Origin of the sequence: Aminobacter sp. J41 (genome assembly GCF_000526635.1) — a bacterium.
GTDB lineage: Bacteria > Pseudomonadota > Alphaproteobacteria > Rhizobiales > Rhizobiaceae > Aerobium.
The window spans coordinates 20,763-39,955 of record NZ_JAGL01000001.1; the positions used below are offsets into that span (position 1 = coordinate 20,763).

The window sequence follows — 19,193 nt, forward strand, 5'->3', positions numbered from 1 at the left end:
GGGGACGAACTTTCAAGGTAGGGAAGCGAGTTCGCGGACCACAGCTCCAGACGCCCCCTCCACCGCCTTCGCATGGTCCCCTCCCCCACACGTGGGGAGGATCCCGGGTCCGTCGCGCCACCTCTGTTCCGCCGCGACAACTTGACCGTTCAGGCATGGATGGCCGACGATGGAACGCAACCCAAAAAATACAGGCGCCGACCGAGGATCCTCCCCCGTTTACGGGGGAGGTGGCGCCGAAGGCGACGGAGGGGGCTCGTGGAGCGCCGCGCATAAAACTTTGAGCGCGATCAGCCCACGACATCCCGGCCTTTCGCCTACGACCTCGCAGCGACGGCGAAGCTCGGTTGCGAAAATAGCGCCTCGTGTCGGGCAGGAACCTCGGCCTGCCCGCCCGCAAAACCGAAGGGCCACCGCATCCGTTAAGATGCGGGGCCCTTTAAAATTCAGCTCATTTCAGCCGGTGTGACAGGAGCGGCGGCGGCCGAAGTGCCGCCGCACCGCCGCCGGAACGGCTTACCCCTTGCGGCGGCGGGCAGCGAGCGTGCGCAGGCGCAGCGCGTTGAGGCGGATGAAGCCCTCTGCGTCCTTCTGGTCATAGGCGCCGCGGTCGTCCTCGAAGGTGACCAGCGCGTCCGAGTACAGCGACTTCGGCGAACGGCGGCCGGTGACGATGACGTTGCCCTTGTAGAGCTTGAGGCGAACCTCGCCCTCGACGTCTTCCTGGCTCTTGTCGATCAGCGCCTGCAGCATCTCGCGCTCCGGCGAGAACCAGAAGCCGTTGTAGATCAGCTCCGCATAGCGCGGCATCAGCTCGTCCTTGAGGTGAGCGGCGCCGCGGTCGAGCGTGATCGACTCGATCGCGCGGTGTGCCTGCAGCAGGATGGTGCCGCCCGGGGTCTCGTAGACGCCGCGCGACTTCATGCCGACGAAGCGGTTCTCGACGAGGTCGAGGCGGCCGATGCCGTTGTCGCGGCCGAGGTCGTTGAGCGCCTTGAACAGGGTTGCCGGCGACATCTCCTGGCCGTTCAGCGCGACCGGGTCACCCTTCTTGAAGGTGATGGTGATTTCCGTCGGCTTGTCGGGCGCGTCCATCGGCGAGATGGTACGCATGTGGACGTATTCCGGCGGCTCCTGCCACGGATCCTCGAGCACCTTGCCCTCGGAGGACGAGTGCAAGAGGTTAGCGTCGACGGAGAACGGCGCCTCGCCCTTCTTGTCCTTGGCAACCGGGATCTGGTGCTGCTCGGCGAAGTTGATCAGGTCGGTGCGCGACTTGAAGGTCCAGTCACGCCACGGTGCAATCACCTTGATGTCCGGGTTCAGCGAGTAGGCAGACAGCTCGAAGCGGACCTGGTCGTTGCCCTTGCCGGTCGCGCCGTGGGCGATGGCGTCGGCGCCGGTCTCCTCGGCGATCTCGACGAGGCGCTTGGAGATCAGCGGGCGCGCGATCGAAGTGCCGAGCAGGTAGAGGCCCTCATACTGCGCGTTGGCGCGGAACATCGGGAACACGAAGTTCGAGATGAACTCCTCGCGTACGTCCTCGATGTAGATTTCCTTGATGCCGAGCATCTCGGCCTTCTTGCGCGCCGGCTCCAGCTCTTCGCCCTGGCCGAGGTCAGCGGTGAAGGTCACGACCTCCGCACCAACTTCGGTCTGCAGCCACTTCAGGATGATCGAGGTGTCGAGGCCGCCGGAATAGGCCAGCACCACCTTCTTGACGTCTTTCCACTTGGACATGTCGCACCCGGTTCGTTCGCGGGACGATCATCCCGCCTGTAGGTTCGCGGCACTTTTAGCAGGAATGCGCTTTCGGGCAAGGCGACATCATAACAACGTGAGGTCCTGCGATCTTGTTGCCTTACTTGCCGGCGATAAAGTCGCGCTAACTGATTCCCTGCTGACGGAGACTTCCTTGCCGGTTCTGACCACCGACGGGCCGCGACGGCTCATTGTCCTCGCGATGCTGGCGTGCTCGATGCTCCCGACGGCCGCCGCCGCGAAGGGACCCGAGCGTTGGGTCGCCGAAAGGGATTCGCGCCGCGCCTCGCTGCCGGTCGGCAACCACCCGGCAATCGAGAGCGGCGAGCTTTCCTGCGAGGAATTCGAGTGGACGCTGACGCTCCAGCTTCGCGAGGCCGCGCTTCCCGGCGAGGGGAAGGCGGAGCTGCGCGTCGACGGCAATGCCCATCCGGTGAAAGCCGACATAAAGGACACGGCGGTCACGCTCGCCATCACCCGCGACCTGCTCGAACCGCTGATGGCCGGACAGCGTCTCGAGATCGACTTCTCCGGGCTGCTCGAGGACACGCTGGGCGATATCACGGTACCGCTGCGCGGCTCGCGTCAGGCGGTCCGCGCCGTCGAGGCCGCGTGCGCAAAGCGCGACATGTCAGCCTATGAGGAAGTGAAGTTCTCCGCCGACCGGAAAAGCGTCGAGCTGGTGCAGGAGCTGCGCGCGAAGGACATTCACGACTTCACCTACGCGACCACAGCGAAACCGAAGATCGAGGCGGCGAGCATCAGTCTCGGCGAACAGCGGCGGCTCGTCTTCACGCGGCTTTGCGGCTCGTGGTGGTATTACGGCTCCTCAGGCTGCAACATCACCGCTTTCGCGGAATTCCCGGCGGAGCAGAAGGAAGAGACCAGCCAGGAACAGCCACAGAGCAGCTGGCGCGAGGTCTATGACAGCGAAAACGCGCAGGTTTTCCTCGACCGCAACGCCGAAACCGAAGGCTGGCCGGACATCGTCTCGCTGCCGACGCGGGTCGATGACGAGCCGAAGGTCTGGCGATGGGAGAGCGGCCGCTATGCCTTCCAGCGCATCTTTGGTGCGAAGGAAGAGCCGGAAGCGGTAGAAGAGAAGACGCCGCAAACGGCAGAGCCGGCAGAGGAAGCGCCTGTTGCCGACACGCCGGTTGGGGAAGAGGCTGCCGGGACCGAAGCGCAAAAGACACCTGACGCGGAAGCGGTCGGTGCTCAGCCTGTAAACCCGACCTCTGATGCCGATCCTGCGCCGGCCTACGAGGCCGAGGAGAAGCCTGCCGACCCCAGCCCGTCGGAGGCCGCTACCTCCACGACCGAGGCCCCAGCGCAACCAGAACCTGCAGAGCAGTCAAAACCCACGGGTGACGAAAAACCGGCACCCGACGCTGCCGAATCCGAAGCGGCTGCTCCCCCTTCCGAGACTGCGGCAGGAAAGCCGTCCGATTCGTCAGGAACAGCGAAGAATTGATGGTGCGGAGCCGTCGCATGGCATCGGCAATTGCGATATAGCTCTCCCATCTTCGTGGACCTGCCATCATGAGCTTCTCGAACTTCGTTCCCGAATTTTCCGTTCTTGCGCCCTTTGCCGTGGCGGTGCTGATCATCACGCTCACGCCGGGCCCGGACATGACCCTGTTCGTCGGCCGCGCGCTGTCGCAGGGCCGCGCTGCGGGCCTTGCCTGCATGGCGGGCGCCATGACCGGCATCGTCATTCACACGACGCTCGTCGCACTTGGCCTTTCGGCGCTGATCGTCGCATCGCCCGAGGCATTCCTCGGCCTCAAGATTTTCGGCGCCGGCTACCTCGTCTGGCTCGCCTTCCAGGCGGTGCGCAGCGGCTCGGCCTTCTCGCCGCAGGCGCAGGAGGATGCGCCGCAGCGCTCGATCTTCCGCAACTGGGCGACCGGGCTCGTCATCAACCTGATGAACCCGAAAATCCTGCTGTTCTTCATGACCTTCCTGCCGCAGTTCGTCTCGGCAAGCGATCCGCATGCGCCGAAGAAGCTGTTCTTCCTCGGCATCATGTTCATCGTCCTCGCGCTGCCGCTGACGGTGCCGATGGTGCTGGCAGCCGACGGCTTCTCGCGGATGCTGCGGCGCTCCCCGCGCGTCATGCGCGCGATCGACTATCTGTTCGCAGGGGTCTTTTCGGCGTTCGCGATCAAGATCCTGACCGCGCAGGCGAATTAAACATCTCGCCTTATGCCTGACGAGGAACCGGCCACCAGCCAGTAGCAGAGACCGCCGGCGATGCCGGCGGCGCAGGCGCCGATGGCAAGCATCGGCTGCGACAGCCCCTCATCGGTCCACAGCGTCAGGCCGCGAATGTAGACGGCGGCAACGCCCACCACTCCTCCCGCGATCGCAAAGAACAGCCAGTCGCGGCGCGCCGCGACTTCGGCGATTGCAATGGCGATCATGGCGGGGAAGAAGGCAAAGTAGCTGACGAACAGCGCGACGATCGGAACCGAGACGAAGAAGCCGCCGGAGATGAAGGCGAACTCCTCGCTGGTCAGCTCGAACAAGCCGACCAGCAGCAGGTGGATGAACGCGCTCGCGCCGAGCGCGGCGCAAGCGTAGCCGATCAGGATCAGGAAGAAGCGCAGGAAATAGGCGAAGAAGCCGCTCAATCTTCGCCGTGGCCTGCGATCATCATGGCTTCGAGCGCCAGGCGCTCGGTCTTGCGCATGCGCTCCGATTCCGACTTGAGCTGGCCGCAGGCGGCGAGAATGTCGCGGCCGCGCGGCGTGCGGATCGGCGATGCGTAGCCCGCCTGGTTCACATAGTCGGCGAAGCGTTCGATCGTCTCCCAGTCCGAGCACTGGTAGTTGGTGCCCGGCCACGGGTTGAACGGGATCAGGTTGATCTTCGCCGGAATGCCCTTGAGCAGGCGCACCAGCTCCTTGGCGTCGTCGAGCGAATCGTTGACGTCCTTCAGCATCACGTACTCGAAGGTGATGCGGCGCGCGTTGGAAAGGCCCGGATAGTTCCGGCAAGCTTCCATCAGCTCCTTGAGCGGGTACTTCTTGTTGATCGGCACCAGCATGTCGCGCAGGTCGTCGCGCACGGCGTGCAGCGAGATGGCGAGCATGACGCCGATCTCCTCGCCGGTGCGCTGGATGCCCGGCACGACGCCCGAGGTCGACAGCGTGATGCGGCGCTTGGAGAGCGACAGCCCGTCGCCATCGGAGGCGATCAGCAGCGCCTTCTTGACCGCGTCGAAATTGTAGAGCGGCTCGCCCATGCCCATCATGACGATGTTGGTGACCTTGCGGCCTTCGGCCGGCACGATCGCGCCATCAGGCGTGCCGCGCTCGGGGAAGTCACCGAGCCGGTCGCGCGCCGTCATCAGCTGAGCGAGGATTTCCTCGGTGGTCAGGTTGCGCACCAGCTTCTGCGTGCCGGTGTGGCAGAACGAGCAGGTGAGCGTGCAGCCGACCTGGCTCGAGATGCAGAGCGTGCCGCGCCCTTCTTCAGGAATATAGACGGTCTCGATCTCGACCGGCCGCCCTGCCCCGCGCGGCGGGAAGCGAAACAGCCACTTGCGCGTGCCGTCGGTCGAGATCTGTTCCTCGACGATTTCGGGTCGCGCGATCGTGAAGTGGCGGTCGAGCTCGGCGCGCAGATCCTTGGAGATGTTGAACATCTCCGAGAAATCGGAAACGCCGCGCACATAGAGCCAGTGCCAGAGCTGCTGGACGCGCATCTTGCGCTGGCGCTCGGGCACGCCGATTTCGCCGAGCGCGTCGGCCATCTCCTCGCGGGTCAGGCCGATCAGCGAGGGTTTTTCAGCCGCACGGGCAGCGTTAGCAGCCAGGATTGCGCGCGTCTGAGGCGAGGTGAGATCAAACGATAGGGTCATGGGCCGGAGATATAGGAGCGGCCTCGGCCGCGTGCCAGTTTTGCCTGCACATAACAGATCGGGGCCGCTTCGTCACGGCCCCGAATGAGATCACCTTGTCGCGGAACTCTTAGCTGCAGGTCTGGATCGACGACAGCGCTGCCGAGATGCCCTTCAGGGAGAAGGTGTAGCTGGTCGCGTTGCCACGGCGCGAGGTTGCCTGGACCTTCATGTCGGCCCCGGCGCGCATCGCTGCGATCAGGGCCGGCTCTTCAGCCGCGTTCTCCATCCAGGCTGAACGGCCGCGGGTGAACATGGTGAAGCTCTTGTCGCCGACCGAGACGCGGACCTTCGAATTCTCCTGGAAATCGTAGGACGCGATGAACTGCGGCTCGTAGGAGACGTTCTGGCCCGGCTTCTGGCTCACGAAGAAGAAGATGTCGCCATGGTCCAGGGTGGTGGGCTGCTTGTCCGTCGGAACGGTGAGAACATAGCAAACCTTGCCGCTATTGGCCTGGTAGGAGTACGTGCCCCAGGCGTTGTGCTGGCCAATTTTCGTGGCCCCAGCCTGCGCAAAAGCCGGCGCAGCAAAGGCAAGCGCCGCAAGGCAGGAAATCGTCAAAATGGTTCCGCGCATCGTCGTACCGTTATCCTTGTGCGTGGTCGCGTAGGGTCCATCGAACTGGTCCGATCAGGCCCAATACGTATCAATTCTAAATTAATGAGGGTTACTAAAGGATGAACCGCGCTACGGCGAACCCCGCAATTGCAACCCCCTGCCGCTGTGCAGGCTGTTTCCAGACGGCACAACGGCAAGCCACATCCCAACGCTTGGTGTTGAAATGGGCAAAAGCGGCGAGAGTTTGACTTAAAGGCGAACCAGCGGGCGCCGTCCAGTGGCATCTACCCCTTTTCGAGCGCCTCGCGGGCAAGTTCCAGGTGCTCGGGGCGGATATGGCCGCGGATCGCGGTCATCGCGGCGGTCAGTACAGCAAGGTCATCGGTAAAGCCGAAGGCGAAGATGAAATCGGGAATCATGTCCGCCGGCATGACGAAATAGGCGAGCGCCGCCAGCAGCGTGCCGCGCACGCGCAACGGCGTGCGCTTGTCCATCGCCGCATAGTAGCCGGCAACAACCTCTTCCATGAACGGGATGTGCTTTGCCGCGCGCCTGACCGTCTGCCAGAATTTCGCGCGCACCTTCTCTTCGCGCTTCGCGTCTTCCTTGTCGCTGACGGGTGCGAGGATTTCGGCAATATCGGCGTCGTTCATCGCGGCTTTCTCCATGCCCTGAAAGATGGGCAGAGCCAGCGCGATTGCAAGATTTGCCGCGCCAGGCGTTCCTCCGGAGCCGAAGCCCCAAAAACTTACGCAGCGTAAGTTTTACCGTTTTCTAATATTGCAATTCAACAGTACCCGTGCGGAGGGTACTTCTATGGACGTGACAAACGAATGGTATTGGGAAGGTAATATCGTAGATGCCGTAATCGATTATCTTGTCGAAGGTGGGTGGACCATTGTCAGCATGGCCGACACCTACGCCAAGGAGCATGGCGAGGACATCCGGGCTCTTAAGGACGGACGCGCTCTCATCGTCGAAGCCAAGGGCTATCCGTCGAGGCTGTATCGCGACCCGCGCCGGGTCAGGGAAAAGAAGCGAACCAATCCGAGCACGCAGGCGCCGAAGTGGTATTCGCATGCCATCATCACCGCGATGCGCCTGAAGCACCGCAACGCCGCAGCGACCGTCGCAGTCGCCCTGCCCGACATCCCGCGCTACCGCAAGCTTCACGAGGAAACCGCGGAGTCGCTGTCGAAGCTGGACGTGACGATGCTGTTCGTCGGCGAGGAAGGCGATGTCGAGCGGGTCGGCCCGCTCTAGCGGCGCTTAGTTCTGTGCAAGTTGCTGCATCTGCTGCCGGGATCGTCTCCGCCGCCGGGAGAGCGGAGACGTTCAGGCATGGATGGCCGGGTCAAGCCCGGCCATGACGAAGTGGTGATGTGGTCGGGAACAATGAGCGCCCGCGCGACGACAACGCACGCGTCGGGAAGGAGGTCTGGCACCTTGCTGGACGGTTCTGAGTTCACGAACACGCTCAAGCTTCGGGCTAGACCCGGCCATGGAGGGGAGGAAACAGCGCGGGAAGGCCGCCTTGCACCTTGCTGGACCGTTCTGAGTTCACGAATTCGTTCAAGCTTCGTCATGGCCGGGCTTGACCCGGCCATCCATGCGGAACGACGACGCGCGCCACCAGCGGGGAAGAAGAAGCACCAGGGCGTACTCTGGGCCCCTGCTGCCTAACCCGCCAGAAGCTCAGTTCCCCGCGAACCGGTCCATCTTCTTCGCCAGCTCGAAATCCAGCGCGGTGAGGCCGTCGGCAGAGTGGGTCGTCAGGCGCACGTCAACCTTGTTGTAGACGTTCGACCATTCCGGGTGATGGTCGAGCTTTTCCGCCGCAAGCGCTGCCCGCGTCATGAAGCCAAACGCCTCGCTGAAGTTCTTGAATTTGAACCCCTTGCGGATCGCGGCACCGCCCTCTTCCAGCACCCAGCCGTTCAAAGACGACAGGGCTTCGTCAATCGCGGCGCTGTCCAGGCGGTCGCGGCTCACAGGTACCTCCTGTTCGCCTCGTAAAAAGGAGTGTCGGCCTCCCGCGCCCCGCCGGCATCGAGCAGCGGCCAGGCTTCCTCGACGATATACGGGCCGCCGCCGACCGAATCGCGCGACGACATCAGCACGAAGCGGCCGACCTTGTAGGGCAGCGCCGCGAAGTTGCCGCGCGAGGAAAGGTAGCGGGCAAGGTCTACCGGCGAGGTGTTGCGCAGCCGTGCCAGCGTCACATGCGGCACGAACTTTCGCGGGTCCGCCGGCAGGCCCAGGCGCTGGCAGATGCGCTCGATTTCCGCCTGCAGCGCCAAAAGCTCGGGCGACGGCACCACCGCGGCATAGACCGAATGCGGCTTCTTCGACCCGAACGCCCCCACGCCCGACAGCGTCAGGTTGAAGGACGGGCGCCGGACCCGGTCGAGCGCGTTGGCAACCTCGTCGGCAACGTGGCCTTCGACGTCGCCGATGAAGCGCAGGGTGATGTGGTAGTTTTCGGTGTCGATCCAGCGCGCGCCGGGAAGTCCACCACGCAGCAGCGACAGGGAGAGAGAAGCGTCGCGCGGTATCTCGAGGGCGGTGAATAGTCTAGGCATTGCTACCTCCTCGATTCGACTGATACCAGCGAAACACCTATGACAAGGCGGTTCAAGCCTGATTGTTCCCCCAAGCTACGTTCCGCACCGGAAACTCAGTCGGGCGTGCGCGCGGTCAGCACCTTCTCGATGACCGGCAGAAAGCCCTCGACCATGCGGTCGACGCCCTGCGGGTTCGGGTGCATGCCGTCTTCGAGCAGCAGGCTTTTTTCAGCCGCGACGCCATCCAGGAAGAACGGGTAGAACGGCAGCTCGTATTTTTCCGCGAGCTCAGGATAGATGCGGTTGAAGCGGTCGCCATAGTCGGCGCCGAGGTTCGGCGCGGCCATCATGCCGGCTAGGATCACGGGAATGCCCCGCTCCTTCAGCCGCTCGATCATGGCGGTAAGGTTCTTTTCGGTAAGCTCCGGCGCGATGCCGCGCAGCATGTCGTTGGCGCCGAGCTCGAGGATGACGAGGTCGGTGTCGTCCGGCACCGACCAGTCGAGCCGGGAAAGGCCGGCGCTCGTCGTGTCCCCCGAAACGCCCGCATTCGCGACGGTGACGTCATGCCCGCGCGCCTTTAGCGCCGCCTCCAGCTTCTCCGGAAACGACTGCCCGGCGTCGAGCTGGTAGCCCGCCATCAGGCTGTCGCCGAAGCCGACGATCCGGTACGGTTCTGCCGCTGCGGCAATTACGCCCAACAGAAGAGTGAAGACCGCAGCCGGCAAAAGCCGGTAAAACCGTTTGAAAGCCATCCGCTCCAACCCATATCTGATCGACGCCCGCAGCTCATATAGGATCATCGCCTCGTGAAAGAAGCCGCCATCCGCCTGAAGGACGTATCGCTCACATTGGGCGAAGGTGCCTCTTCTGTCCACGTCCTCAAGGGCGTCAGCCTGGAGGTGGCGAGCGGCGAAGCAACCGGCATCGTCGGGCCGTCCGGCTCCGGCAAGTCGACGCTGCTGATGGTGATTGCGGGGCTGGAGCGGGTCGATTCCGGCGAGGTCTGGATCGCGGGCCAGCGCCTCGACGACCGCAGCGAGGACGAGATCGCCGCCTTTCGCGGCCGCAATGTCGGCATCGTCTTCCAGTCGTTTCACCTGATCCCGAACATGACGGCGCTCGAAAACGTCGCCGTGCCGCTGGAGCTTGCCGGCCATCCCGACCCGTTCGGTGTCGCGGCGCGCGAGCTTGCGGCCGTCGGCCTTGCCGAGCGCACCACGCATTATCCGGGCGAGCTTTCCGGCGGCGAACAGCAGCGCGTGGCGATTGCCCGCGCCCTGGCGCCGGAACCCAAGCTGCTGATCGCCGACGAGCCCACCGGCAATCTCGACCAGGCGACCGGCCGGCAAATCGCCGACCTTTTGTTTCACAAGGCATCCGAGCGCGGCATGACACTCGTGCTTGTCACGCATGACCCGTCGCTTGCCGCGCGCTGCACACGCCAGATCGCGATGCGCTCGGGCCGCATCGAGACCACTCCGGAACTCGCCGCGGTGCCTGCATGACGGCGCAGGCAATGTCACCGCTGCATGCGCTCCGGCTCGCCGTCCGATTTTCGCTGCGTGAGATGCGCGGCGGCCTCTCCGGCTTCCTCATCTTCATCACCTGCATTGCGCTTGGCGTTGCCGCCATCGGCGGCGTCAACTCAGTCGCGCGCGCGATCACGCAAGGGGTTGCGAGCCAAGGCCAGACGTTGCTGGGCGGCGACCTGCGCTTCCAGCTGATCCACCGCGAGGCGGACGAGCGCGAACACGCCTTCTTCGACGGCCTCGGCACCACCTCGCACAGCGCCAACATGCGCTCGATGGCGCGTCTTCCCGATGGCTCCGACCAGACGCTGGTCGAGGTGAAGGCCGTCGACGAGATCTACCCGCTCTATGGCGAGCTGGTCACGGAACCGGCCCTATCCCGCGAGGAACTGTTCGGCGAACGCGGCGGCGTTCAGGGCGCGGCGGCAGCGGAAATCTTCTTCGAGCGGCTCGGCGTTGAGGTCGGCGACCGCATCAGCCTCGGCACGGCCGAATTTGAACTCCGCGCCGTCATCGCCAGCGAGCCCGACGCGGTGTCGGAAGGCTTTGGCCTTGCGCCGCGCCTGCTCGTCTCGCTCGACGGCCTGCGCGCCTCGGGCCTCATCCAGCCCGGCAGCCTCATCGAACACGCCTACAAGATCAGGCTGCCCGCCGGCACCACGGATGCCGCCATCGAACAGATAAGCGAACAGGCGACCGCCGGCTTCCCCGAAGCCGGCTGGAGCATTCGCAGCCGCACCAATGCCGCCCCCTCGCTCTCGGCCAATGTCGAACGCTTCTCGCAGTTTCTGACGCTGGTGGGCCTCACCGCGCTCGTCGTCGGCGGCGTTGGCGTGGCGAACGCCGTGCGCGCCTATCTCGACGCCAAGCGGCCGGTGATCGCGACCTTCAAGAGCCTCGGCGCATCGGGCCGGTTCGTCTTCACGATCTATCTCGTCCAGATCATGATGATCTCGGCGGTCGGCATCGTCATCGGCGTCGTGCTTGGCGCGCTGATGCCGCCTCTGGCCGCAAGCTTCCTGTCCTCGGTCCTTCCCGTGCCGCAAGCGGGCGGCATTTTCCCGGGCGCGCTGGCGCTCGGCGCCCTGTTCGGCATCCTTGTGACGCTTGGCTTCGCGCTGCTGCCGCTCGGCCGCGCCCGCGACGTGCCGGCCACCGCCCTCTTCCGCGAAATGGGTTTTGACCAGCGCGGCATGCCGCGCCTGGTCTATGTCCTGACGGCGCTCGCCATCGCCGTGCTGATGGCCGCGATTGCCATCTGGACCGCGAGCGACCGGCGCATCGCCGTCATCTTCATCGGCGCTGCGATCTTCGCGTTCCTCGTGCTTCGTCTCGTCAGCGTCGGCATCCAGTGGCTGGCGCGTAGGAGCCCCCGGGTGCGCTCGGTCGCGCTCCGGCTTGCCATCGGCAACATCCACCGTCCCGGCGCGCTCACACCTTCCGTCGTGCTGTCGCTCGGCCTTGGCCTGACGCTGCTCGTTACGCTTGCCCTCATCGACGGCAATCTGCGCCGCCAGATCGCCGGCAACCTGCCGGCCCAGGCGCCGAACTTCTTCTTCGTCGACATCCAGAGCGCCGACGCCGACGGCTTTGCCGAACTGCTGGCGCGCGAGGCGCCCGAGGGAAAGCTGATCCGCGTGCCGATGCTGCGCGGCCGCGTCATGGCGCTCAACGGTGTCGACGTGCGCGACATCGACGTGCCGCCGGAAGGCCGCTGGGTGCTTCGCGGCGACCGCGGCATCACCTACGCCCGCAACGTCCCCGAAAACTCGACCCTGAGCGAAGGCGAGTGGTGGCCGCAGGACTATGAGGGCGAGCCGCTGGTGTCGTTCGCCGCACGCGAAGGCCGCGAGCTCGGCCTGAAACTCGGCGACACGGTCACCGTCAACGTCCTTGGCCGCAACATCACCGCGCGCATCGCCAACTTCCGCGAGGTGCAGTGGGAATCGCTCGCCATCAACTTCGTGATGGTGTTCTCGCCCAACACCTTCGCCGGCGCGCCACACTCCTGGCTTGCAACTCTGTCGGACCCGAAGGCCGCCCCGGAGGACGAAGCACGCATCCTCAACACGGTCACCCGCACCTTTCCGGGCGTTACCAGCGTGCGCGTGAAGGATGCTCTCGAGATCGTGAACGACATCGTCGCGCAGTTGGCGGTCGCAATCCGCGCCTCGGCGGCGGTCGCGCTGATCGCTTCGGTGTTGGTCCTTTCAGGTGCGCTTGCCGCCGGAAACCGCGCTCGTGTGCACGACGCGGTGGTGCTGAAGACGCTCGGGGCGACTCGCCGCACGCTGATCCAGGCATTTTCGCTCGAATATTCGATCATCGGCCTGGCTACAGCGCTGTTCGCCCTGTTCGCGGGCGGGGTCGCAGCGTGGTTCGTTGTCGCACGAATCATGCGGCTGCCATCGGTGTTCCTGCCGGAAGTGGCGCTTTCGACCGTGGTGATTGCCCTCGTTCTCACCGTCGGATTCGGCCTGATTGGCACCTGGCGGGTGCTCGGACACAAGGCTGCACCGGTCCTTCGCAACCTTTAGACGCGGCAAATAGCTCCTTAAGTCTATGCTCACGCTGGATTTCAGGCTGATAAAGGTCTTGTTCTGAACACGAAGAATCCTCATATTCCGCTTAGGCATGCTGGAGTTCCGCCAGCGGCGCCTGGGCGGTTGCCCGACACCCGACGGAACGCAAGCAAGGAAAGAGGATTCCATGGCTGAATATCGCAACTACCAGGCTCGCGTCGCGACAGCCGGTGCGCGCGCCGATGCCAGTATCGACGAGGGCCTGCGCGCCTACATGATCAGGGTCTACAACCTGATGGCGCTGGGCCTTGCGATTACCGGCATTGCCGCACTTGGCACGGTGATGCTTGCCACCACCAATGACCCGTCCGCTGCCGTGGCTCAGCTCGGCAACGGCAAGATGCTGACCTCGCTCGGCGCCGCACTCTATGGCTCGCCGCTGCGCTGGGTCGTGATGCTCGCTCCGCTGGCGATGGTGTTCTTCCTGTCGTTCCGCGTCGAGAAGATGAGCCTTTCGGCTGCACAGACCACCTTCTGGGCCTTCGCTGCCCTGATGGGCGTGTCGCTGTCGTCGGTCTTCCTGGTCTACACCAGCGCCTCGATCGTCCAGACGTTCTTCATCACCGCCACCGCCTTCCTGGCGCTGTCGCTCTTCGGCTACACGACCAAGCGCGACCTGACGGGCATGGGTTCGTTCCTGATCATGGGCGTCTGGGGCCTGATCATCGCATCGCTGGTCAACATCTTCCTGGCATCGTCCGCGCTGCAGTTCGCCATCTCGGCGATCGGCGTGCTGGTGTTCGCTGGCCTGACCGCCTACGACACCCAGAAGATCAAGGAAATGTACTACGTCGGTGACGGCGCGCTGGTTGCCGGCCGCAAGGCCATCATGGGCGCGCTGCAGCTCTACCTCGACTTCATCAACATGTTCATGTTCCTGCTGCAGTTCCTGGGCAACCGCGAATAACAGCCGGACCTGACAGTCGATCGGAAAGCCCCTGCGGACCTCCGCAGGGGCTTTTCTTTTGCCGAGCGGTGCGCTCGCGCTTGAAACCGGCTGGAATTGCGGTATTCACGCCAGGCCGAAAAGATTTGAGGCTGGTGTGGTCATTCCAGCCCCCGCGTCTGCGGGATGCAGTCACTTCGAAGAGTGAACCCACGGCACCAACCTGAGTAACCACTTGGGACGGTGCTGTGATCGTAGCCGGGTCATCCGGCCAGCGCCGTCCCTTCGGAGAGAACTGAAATGGACGTCAAAACCCAGATTGTTACCCAGATCGTCATGACCTGCCTCATGGCCTTCTCGATGTCAGGCATCATGGCCGCCATCGCCCTTGGCCTCGACAAGTTCACCGTGTCGATGTGGATGTCGCAGTTCATCATCGCCTGGCCGATCGCCTTCGTCGCCACGTCGATCCTGTGGCCGGTGGCTTCACGGATCAGCAAGCTGATCCTCGGCCAGCGCTAACAAAAAGGGCGGCTCGACGGCCGCCCTTGTCGCATCTGCCTGAAGCTGACGATCAGCCTTCCAGAATTTCCTTCGACGCCACCGTCGAATCCGGATTGAGCTTGTAGATGATCGGCACGCCGGTGTTCAGCTCGACCTTGATCACGTCCTCGCCCGACAGGCCCTCGAGCGCCATGATCAGCGCGCGCAGCGAATTGCCGTGCGCGGCTACCAGCACCGTCTCGCCGCGCAGCACGTGCGGCTGGATGGTGTGCATGTAATACGGCCAGACGCGCGCGCCGGTGTCGCGCAGGCTCTCGCCCCCGGGCGGCGGAACGTCATAGGAGCGGCGCCAGACGTGGACCTGCTCCTCGCCCCACTTGGCGCGGGCATCGTCCTTGTTGAGGCCGGAGAGATCGCCGTAGTCGCGCTCGTTGAGGGCGATGTTGCGGATCGTGGCGAGGTCCGACTGGCCGACGCCGTCGAGGATGTGCTGGCAGGTGACCTGCGCGCGCTGCAGCTCGGAGGTGAAGGCAATGTCGAACTTCATGTTCTTCGCCGAGAGCAGCTGGCCGGCCTTCTTCGCCTCGGCATGACCCTGCTCGGTCAGCGCCGGATCGCGCCAGCCGGTGAACAGGTTCTTCAGGTTCCACTCGCTCTGGCCATGACGGACAAGCACCAGCGTTCCGGACATTCAATTCTCCCTGTCGTTCGAATTCGGATGAAAATGGATCAGAGCCCCAGGACGTCGCGCATGGTGTAGAGGCCCGGCTTGCGGCCGTTGGCCCACAGCGCAGCCTTCACGGCGCCGCGTGCGAACAGTGCCCGGTCCTCGGCGTGATGCGAAAGAACGATGCGCTCGCCGGCCCCGGCAAGGATCACCGAGTGGTCGCCGACCACCGAGCCGCCGCGCAGCGTCGCAAAGCCGATCGAGCCTTCCGGGCGCGGGCCGGTGTGGCCGTCGCGAACGCGCACGCTCTCTTCGGCAAGGTTGATCTGGCGTCCGCGCGCGGCCGCCTCGCCGAGCAGCAGCGCCGTGCCCGACGGCGCATCGACCTTGTGACGGTGGTGCATTTCCAGAACCTCGATGTCGAAGTCGCTTGCCGAAAGCGCCTTCGCCGCCTGCTCGACGAGCACGGCGAGAAGGTTCACGCCAAGGCTCATGTTGCCCGACTTGACGATGGTTGCGTGGCGCGCGGCTGCCTGGATCCTGGCGTCATCCGCCTCTGTGCAGCCGGTGGTGCCGATGATGTGGGCGATGCGTGCCTGCGCGGCATAGCCGGCAAACTCGACGGTCGCGGCCGGCGCGGTGAAGTCCAGCACGCCGTCGGCACGGGCGAAAGCCTTGAGTGGATCGTCGGTGATCGGCACGCCGAGATTGCCGGCGCCAGCCACTTCGCCCGCGTCCTGGCCGAGGAACGGCGATCCGGCGCGCTCGACAGCTGCGACCAGCTTTGCACCTTCAGTCTCGGCAACCGTGCGGATCAGCGTACGACCCATGCGACCGGCTGCGCCGACGACAACAAGACCCATGCTCACGATCAGATACCTTCTTCAACGCCAGCGGCGGCATGTTCGACATGCAGCCGGTGGAACCTTGCATATACGCCGACGGGGCTGTGCAGCAGCTCGGCATGCGTGCCCTGCTCTACCACGCGGCCCTGTTCCATCACCACGATATTGTCCGCCTTCACCACCGTGGACAGCCTGTGGGCGATGACGATGGTGGTGCGGTCCTTCATCACCGTCTCCAGCGCCGCCTGCACCCGCGCTTCCGACTCTGCATCGAGTGCCGAGGTCGCCTCGTCGAGCAGCAGGATGGCGGCGTTGCGCACCATCGCGCGGGCAATCGACAGGCGCTGGCGCTGGCCACCCGAAAGGGTCACGCCATTCTCGCCGACCGGCGTGTCGTAGCCTTGCGGTAGGGTGCGGATGAACTCGTCGGCATAGGCAAGGCGCGCGGCTTCCTCGACCTCGGCGTCGCTCGCATCGGGGCGGCCATAGCGGATGTTGTCGCGGATCGTGCCTTCGAACAGGTACGGGTGCTGCGAGACATAGGCGATGCTCGAGCGCAGCGAGGCGCGCGTCACGCCGGAAATGTCCTGCCCATCGATAAGAATGCGCCCGCCAGAGAGGTCATGGAAGCCCTCGATCAGCGCGACGATGGTCGATTTGCCGGCACCCGACGCGCCAACGATCGCTGTCATCTGGCCGGCGCGTGCCACGAAGCTGACGCCGCGCAAAACCGGCTCGCCCGGCGCATAGCCGAAGGCAACGTTTTCGACGCGGATCTCGCCGCCATTGACCTGCAAGGGCCTGGCATCGGCGCGGTCGCGCTGGCGCGGCGGAAGGTCGAGAAGCTCATAGATCATGCGCGCATTGACCAGCGAGCGCTCGAGATTGACCTGCACGCGGGCAAGGCGCCGCGCCGGATCATAGGCAAGCAGCAGCGCGGTGATGAAGCCGAACACGGAGCCCGGCGGCGTGCCATAGGCCTGCGCGCGCCAGGCCGAGTAGGCCAGCACGCCGGCAACCGCAAAGCCCGCCAGCATTTCGGTAATGGGCGTCACACGCTCCGAAACCTTGACGATCTTGTTCGCCCGGCCTTCCGCCTCGGAAATCAGCCCCGCCATTTTGGCCGAGAGCTGCTGTTCCATGGTGAAGGCCTTCACCACGGCGATGCCCTGGGTTGCCTCCTGCATCGCGCCGACGAGGCGGGAGTTCACCTCCACCGCCTGCCGCGCAACGCGGCGCAAGCGCCGCATCACGGCGTTGACCACATAGATCAGCGGCGGGCCGATCAGCAGGGCGATCACCGACAGCATCGGGTCGAGCACAACCATCGCGACGATCAGCGCAATCAGCATGACCGCGTCGCCGACCACGGCGCGCAGCGTCATCGACAGCATGTCGCGAATGCCGAGCACATTCTCGTTGACGCGCGCGGCCAGCTGGCCCGAGCGCTGCTCGGTGTAGAAGTCGAGGCCAAGCCGCATCAAATGGTCGAAGATGCGCTGCTGGTAGCGGGCAACGAGGTTGTTGCCGATCATGCCGAGCACGACCGAATGGCCGTAGGTGGCAAGGCCGCGCACGATGAACACGCCCGCCATCGCCGCGCACAGCCACGGCACCAGGTCGAAGCGCTGGCTGTAGAAGACGTCGTCGATCATCGGCTTCATCACCCACGGGATCGCCGCGGTTGCCAGCGCCACTGCGAGAAGGCAGATGATCGCCAATGCGTAGAGGCCGGTATATTCGCGCGCGTTCTCCGCAAGAACGCGGCGAAGCACCGGGAGAACGTCTCCACCTGCGGCGCGCGCCGGCTGTGCTTGTCCGTCCGAGGCCAACTCGTCTTCTATCCCAGTGCCAGTTCGTCCGAGCTTGCTAATGCCCGCTCGCGAGCGCTGGCGCAATCGGCAAATCAGCTTTTGCGCCAGCGGCGGCCATGTGTCTCGACGCCATAACGCTCCGGCGAGCCCGCAAAGGCGGCCAGCCCCACCAGCGCGGCGAGCGGATGCGTGATGACGTAGACCGGCATCTGCCGGACCATCGCCGAGTGCGGAGCCTTGTCTTCAAAGGCTTCGCGGAACAGGCCGGTCTTCAGCGCCGGCACGATCTTCTGGGCGATGCCGCCGGTAAGGTAAATACCGCCCTTGCCCATGAAGACCAGCGCGAGGTCGCCAGCGAGCCGCCCGAGGCAGGTGACGAAGATACCCAGCGCCTCCTCCGCGATCGGATCGTCCTTCGCCAGTGCCGCGCCGGTAACGTAGGCGGGGTCGGACACGGTGGTAGAACGCCCTTCGGCGGCAGCCACCGCGCGGTAAAGGTTCACGAGGCCACGCCCGCACAGAATCTGCTCAGCCGAAATCCGGCCCTCGATGCGCTCGACATAGGGGAAGACCTGGAAGTCGCGGGCGCTGCGCGGGCCGATGTCGACATGTCCGCCCTCGCCCGGAACCGGGATCCAGATGCCGCGCGCATGAATGAGCCCGGCAACGCCAAGGCCGGTGCCGGGGCCGAGCACGACGCGGCTTGCGCCCTCTTCCGGCTCGCCGCCGCCGATCTTTTCCAGATGCTCGGAGCCGAGCGCGGTGACAGCCAGCGCCTGCGCCTCGAAATCGTTGAGAAGGATGACCTCTTCCAGCCCCAGCCCGGCGATCATCTCCCGGGGCCGCACCACCCAATGGCAATTCGTGAGCGGCACCTCGTCGCCGTCCACCGGTCCTGCCAGCGCCAGCACCGCCGAGCGGGGCTGCGGCGCGCCCTCACGGATCGCAGCTGCAATCGCCTCGTCGATCGAGGCAAAATCCGCCGTCTTCATGGTGTGGACGTGCTGCGGCTCGCAGCCGGGCTCCGTCAGCACGGCAAAGCGCGCATTGGTGCCGCCGATGTCGCCGATCAAGACCGGGAAAGGAAGCAGGGCTTCAGAGCTGGTGAGGGGCATGTGTTGAGGCGTTCCCGGATATCCGACGATCAGCTGCGCTCGCGTTCGGCGAGGAGAAGTTCCGCCGTCGCGACGTTGAGAGCCATCGGGATATCATAGACGACCGCAAGCCGCATCAGCGCCTTTACGTCGACGTCGTGCGGCATCGGTGTCAGCGGGTCGACGAAGAAGATCAGCGCGTCTATCTCGCCCTCGGCGATCAGCGCCCCGATCTGCTGGTCGCCGCCGAGCGGACCGCTCTTAACCCGCCGCACGCTGAGCGCCGGATTGGCCTCGAGGATCATCGTGCCGGTAGTTCCGGTCGAGACGATCTCGCAGCCGTTCAGCAATTCGGCATGCGCCGCGCAGAACGCGACCATGTCATCCTTCTTGGCGTCATGGGCGACGAGGGCAAGGCGGAAGCGGTTCGACACTTTGATAGTCCTTATCACGCGAACTAAATCGGTTTAGTCCGCGC

The 19,193-nt window shown here is 64.8% G+C and carries 20 protein-coding genes; 7 read left to right on the top strand and 13 right to left on the bottom strand.

The window, feature by feature from the left end; translation table 11 throughout:
• Window positions 1-516: 516 nt before the first annotated feature.
• Complete coding sequence (locus L630_RS0100110) at window positions 517-1,740, bottom strand: argininosuccinate synthase (protein ID WP_024846252.1); 1,224 nt, start codon at window positions 1,738-1,740, stop codon at window positions 517-519.
• 175 nt (window positions 1,741-1,915) lie between these two features.
• Between L630_RS0100110 and L630_RS0100115 the strand changes: the two genes are divergently transcribed.
• Both L630_RS0100115 and L630_RS0100120 read left to right on the top strand, forming a co-directional pair.
• Window positions 1,916-3,235 (top strand): hypothetical protein, encoded by a 1,320-nt coding sequence (locus L630_RS0100115; protein WP_024846253.1) that lies wholly within the window; start codon window positions 1,916-1,918, stop codon window positions 3,233-3,235.
• Window positions 3,236-3,303: 68 nt separating this feature from the next.
• Window positions 3,304-3,957 (top strand): LysE family translocator, encoded by a 654-nt coding sequence (locus L630_RS0100120; RefSeq protein WP_024846254.1) that lies wholly within the window; start codon window positions 3,304-3,306, stop codon window positions 3,955-3,957.
• Here the strand turns inward: L630_RS0100120 and L630_RS0100125 are convergent.
• The 4 genes from L630_RS0100125 to L630_RS0100140 form a co-directional block, all read right to left on the bottom strand.
• Window positions 3,954-4,397 (bottom strand): hypothetical protein, encoded by a 444-nt coding sequence (locus tag L630_RS0100125; RefSeq protein WP_024846255.1) that lies wholly within the window; start codon window positions 4,395-4,397, stop codon window positions 3,954-3,956. The genes L630_RS0100120 and L630_RS0100125 overlap by 4 nt on opposite strands.
• A complete protein-coding gene (rlmN, locus tag L630_RS0100130) occupies window positions 4,394-5,629 on the bottom strand; it encodes a 23S rRNA (adenine(2503)-C(2))-methyltransferase RlmN (protein ID WP_024846256.1) in 1,236 nt (411 codons plus the stop codon). The genes L630_RS0100125 and rlmN overlap by 4 nt, the downstream gene beginning before the upstream one ends.
• Window positions 5,630-5,738: 109 nt before the next feature.
• On the bottom strand, window positions 5,739-6,245 hold the full coding sequence (locus L630_RS0100135) for an invasion associated locus B family protein (RefSeq protein WP_024846257.1): 507 nt from the start codon (window positions 6,243-6,245) through the stop codon (window positions 5,739-5,741).
• A 266-nt stretch (window positions 6,246-6,511) separates the two neighbouring features.
• Window positions 6,512-6,880 carry a YkvA family protein gene (locus L630_RS0100140; protein WP_024846258.1) on the bottom strand — a complete coding sequence of 123 codons (369 nt, stop codon included), beginning with the start codon at window positions 6,878-6,880 and terminating at the stop codon, window positions 6,512-6,514.
• A gap of 163 nt (window positions 6,881-7,043) precedes the next feature.
• Here L630_RS0100140 and L630_RS0100145 point away from each other — a divergent pair, with 163 nt between their 5' ends.
• Window positions 7,044-7,490: a hypothetical protein gene (locus L630_RS0100145; RefSeq protein ID WP_024846259.1), complete on the top strand. Its 447-nt coding sequence runs from the start codon at window positions 7,044-7,046 to the stop codon at window positions 7,488-7,490.
• 432 nt (window positions 7,491-7,922) lie between these two features.
• Here L630_RS0100145 and L630_RS0100150 read toward each other — a convergent pair whose 3' ends face one another.
• From L630_RS0100150 to L630_RS0100160, 3 genes are all read right to left on the bottom strand, one after another.
• The gene (locus tag L630_RS0100150; RefSeq protein WP_024846260.1) at window positions 7,923-8,219 is read right to left on the bottom strand and encodes a 4a-hydroxytetrahydrobiopterin dehydratase; all 297 of its coding nucleotides are present in this window, start codon (window positions 8,217-8,219) and stop codon (window positions 7,923-7,925) included.
• Window positions 8,216-8,809 carry an RNA 2',3'-cyclic phosphodiesterase gene (thpR, locus tag L630_RS0100155; RefSeq protein WP_024846261.1) on the bottom strand — a complete coding sequence of 198 codons (594 nt, stop codon included), beginning with the start codon at window positions 8,807-8,809 and terminating at the stop codon, window positions 8,216-8,218. The genes L630_RS0100150 and thpR overlap by 4 nt, the downstream gene beginning before the upstream one ends.
• 95 nt (window positions 8,810-8,904) lie before the next feature.
• A complete protein-coding gene (locus L630_RS0100160) occupies window positions 8,905-9,546 on the bottom strand; it encodes an arylesterase (protein ID WP_024846262.1) in 642 nt (213 codons plus the stop codon).
• Between the two features lie 54 nt (window positions 9,547-9,600).
• Between L630_RS0100160 and L630_RS0100165 the strand changes: the two genes are divergently transcribed.
• The 4 genes from L630_RS0100165 to L630_RS0100180 all read left to right on the top strand — a co-directional run bounded on the left by L630_RS0100165 (window position 9,601) and on the right by L630_RS0100180 (window position 14,313).
• Complete coding sequence (locus L630_RS0100165; RefSeq protein WP_024846263.1) at window positions 9,601-10,299, top strand: ABC transporter ATP-binding protein; 699 nt, start codon at window positions 9,601-9,603, stop codon at window positions 10,297-10,299.
• Window positions 10,296-12,860: an ABC transporter permease gene (locus L630_RS0100170; protein WP_245263618.1), complete on the top strand. Its 2,565-nt coding sequence runs from the start codon at window positions 10,296-10,298 to the stop codon at window positions 12,858-12,860. The genes L630_RS0100165 and L630_RS0100170 overlap by 4 nt, the downstream gene beginning before the upstream one ends.
• Before the next feature lie 172 nt (window positions 12,861-13,032).
• Window positions 13,033-13,812: a Bax inhibitor-1/YccA family protein gene (locus L630_RS0100175; RefSeq protein WP_024846265.1), complete on the top strand. Its 780-nt coding sequence runs from the start codon at window positions 13,033-13,035 to the stop codon at window positions 13,810-13,812.
• Window positions 13,813-14,091: 279 nt separating this feature from the next.
• A complete protein-coding gene (locus tag L630_RS0100180) occupies window positions 14,092-14,313 on the top strand; it encodes a DUF2798 domain-containing protein (protein ID WP_024846266.1) in 222 nt (73 codons plus the stop codon).
• Between the two features lie 52 nt (window positions 14,314-14,365).
• Here the strand turns inward: L630_RS0100180 and L630_RS0100185 are convergent, their stop codons facing one another.
• The 5 genes from L630_RS0100185 to L630_RS0100205 form a co-directional block, all read right to left on the bottom strand.
• Window positions 14,366-14,986 (bottom strand): 2,3-bisphosphoglycerate-dependent phosphoglycerate mutase, encoded by a 621-nt coding sequence (locus tag L630_RS0100185; protein WP_024846267.1) that lies wholly within the window; start codon window positions 14,984-14,986, stop codon window positions 14,366-14,368.
• A 38-nt stretch (window positions 14,987-15,024) separates the two neighbouring features.
• Window positions 15,025-15,825, bottom strand: coding sequence for a 4-hydroxy-tetrahydrodipicolinate reductase (dapB, locus tag L630_RS0100190; protein ID WP_024846268.1), 801 nt, complete (start codon window positions 15,823-15,825; stop codon window positions 15,025-15,027).
• 8 nt (window positions 15,826-15,833) lie between these two features.
• On the bottom strand, window positions 15,834-17,582 hold the full coding sequence (locus tag L630_RS0100195; RefSeq protein WP_245263619.1) for an ABC transporter ATP-binding protein: 1,749 nt from the start codon (window positions 17,580-17,582) through the stop codon (window positions 15,834-15,836).
• A 131-nt stretch (window positions 17,583-17,713) separates the two neighbouring features.
• The gene (locus tag L630_RS0100200; RefSeq protein ID WP_024846270.1) at window positions 17,714-18,736 is read right to left on the bottom strand and encodes a glucokinase; all 1,023 of its coding nucleotides are present in this window, start codon (window positions 18,734-18,736) and stop codon (window positions 17,714-17,716) included.
• Between the two features lie 29 nt (window positions 18,737-18,765).
• On the bottom strand, window positions 18,766-19,149 hold the full coding sequence (locus L630_RS0100205; protein ID WP_024846271.1) for a methylglyoxal synthase: 384 nt from the start codon (window positions 19,147-19,149) through the stop codon (window positions 18,766-18,768).
• Window positions 19,150-19,193: the final 44 nt, after the last annotated feature.

Excerpts from the sequence above, each read along its gene's own strand:
- L630_RS0100200 (WP_024846270.1), bottom strand. The coding sequence starts at position 18,736 with ATGCCCCTCACCAGCTCTGAAGCCCTGCTTCCTTTCCCGGTCTTGATC.
- L630_RS0100140 (WP_024846258.1), bottom strand. The coding sequence starts at position 6,880 with ATGAACGACGCCGATATTGCCGAAATCCTCGCACCCGTCAGCGACAAG.
- dapB (WP_024846268.1), bottom strand. The coding sequence starts at position 15,825 with ATGGGTCTTGTTGTCGTCGGCGCAGCCGGTCGCATGGGTCGTACGCTG.
- L630_RS0100180 (WP_024846266.1), top strand. The coding sequence starts at position 14,092 with ATGGACGTCAAAACCCAGATTGTTACCCAGATCGTCATGACCTGCCTC.
- thpR (WP_024846261.1), bottom strand. The coding sequence starts at position 8,809 with ATGCCTAGACTATTCACCGCCCTCGAGATACCGCGCGACGCTTCTCTC.
- L630_RS0100175 (WP_024846265.1), top strand. The coding sequence starts at position 13,033 with ATGGCTGAATATCGCAACTACCAGGCTCGCGTCGCGACAGCCGGTGCG.
- L630_RS0100160 (WP_024846262.1), bottom strand. The coding sequence starts at position 9,546 with ATGGCTTTCAAACGGTTTTACCGGCTTTTGCCGGCTGCGGTCTTCACT.
- L630_RS0100120 (WP_024846254.1), top strand. The coding sequence starts at position 3,304 with ATGAGCTTCTCGAACTTCGTTCCCGAATTTTCCGTTCTTGCGCCCTTT.
- L630_RS0100135 (WP_024846257.1), bottom strand. The coding sequence starts at position 6,245 with ATGCGCGGAACCATTTTGACGATTTCCTGCCTTGCGGCGCTTGCCTTT.
- L630_RS0100185 (WP_024846267.1), bottom strand. The coding sequence starts at position 14,986 with ATGTCCGGAACGCTGGTGCTTGTCCGTCATGGCCAGAGCGAGTGGAAC.
- L630_RS0100110 (WP_024846252.1), bottom strand. The coding sequence starts at position 1,740 with ATGTCCAAGTGGAAAGACGTCAAGAAGGTGGTGCTGGCCTATTCCGGC.
- L630_RS0100170 (WP_245263618.1), top strand. The coding sequence starts at position 10,296 with ATGACGGCGCAGGCAATGTCACCGCTGCATGCGCTCCGGCTCGCCGTC.
- rlmN (WP_024846256.1), bottom strand. The coding sequence starts at position 5,629 with ATGACCCTATCGTTTGATCTCACCTCGCCTCAGACGCGCGCAATCCTG.
- L630_RS0100145 (WP_024846259.1), top strand. The coding sequence starts at position 7,044 with ATGGACGTGACAAACGAATGGTATTGGGAAGGTAATATCGTAGATGCC.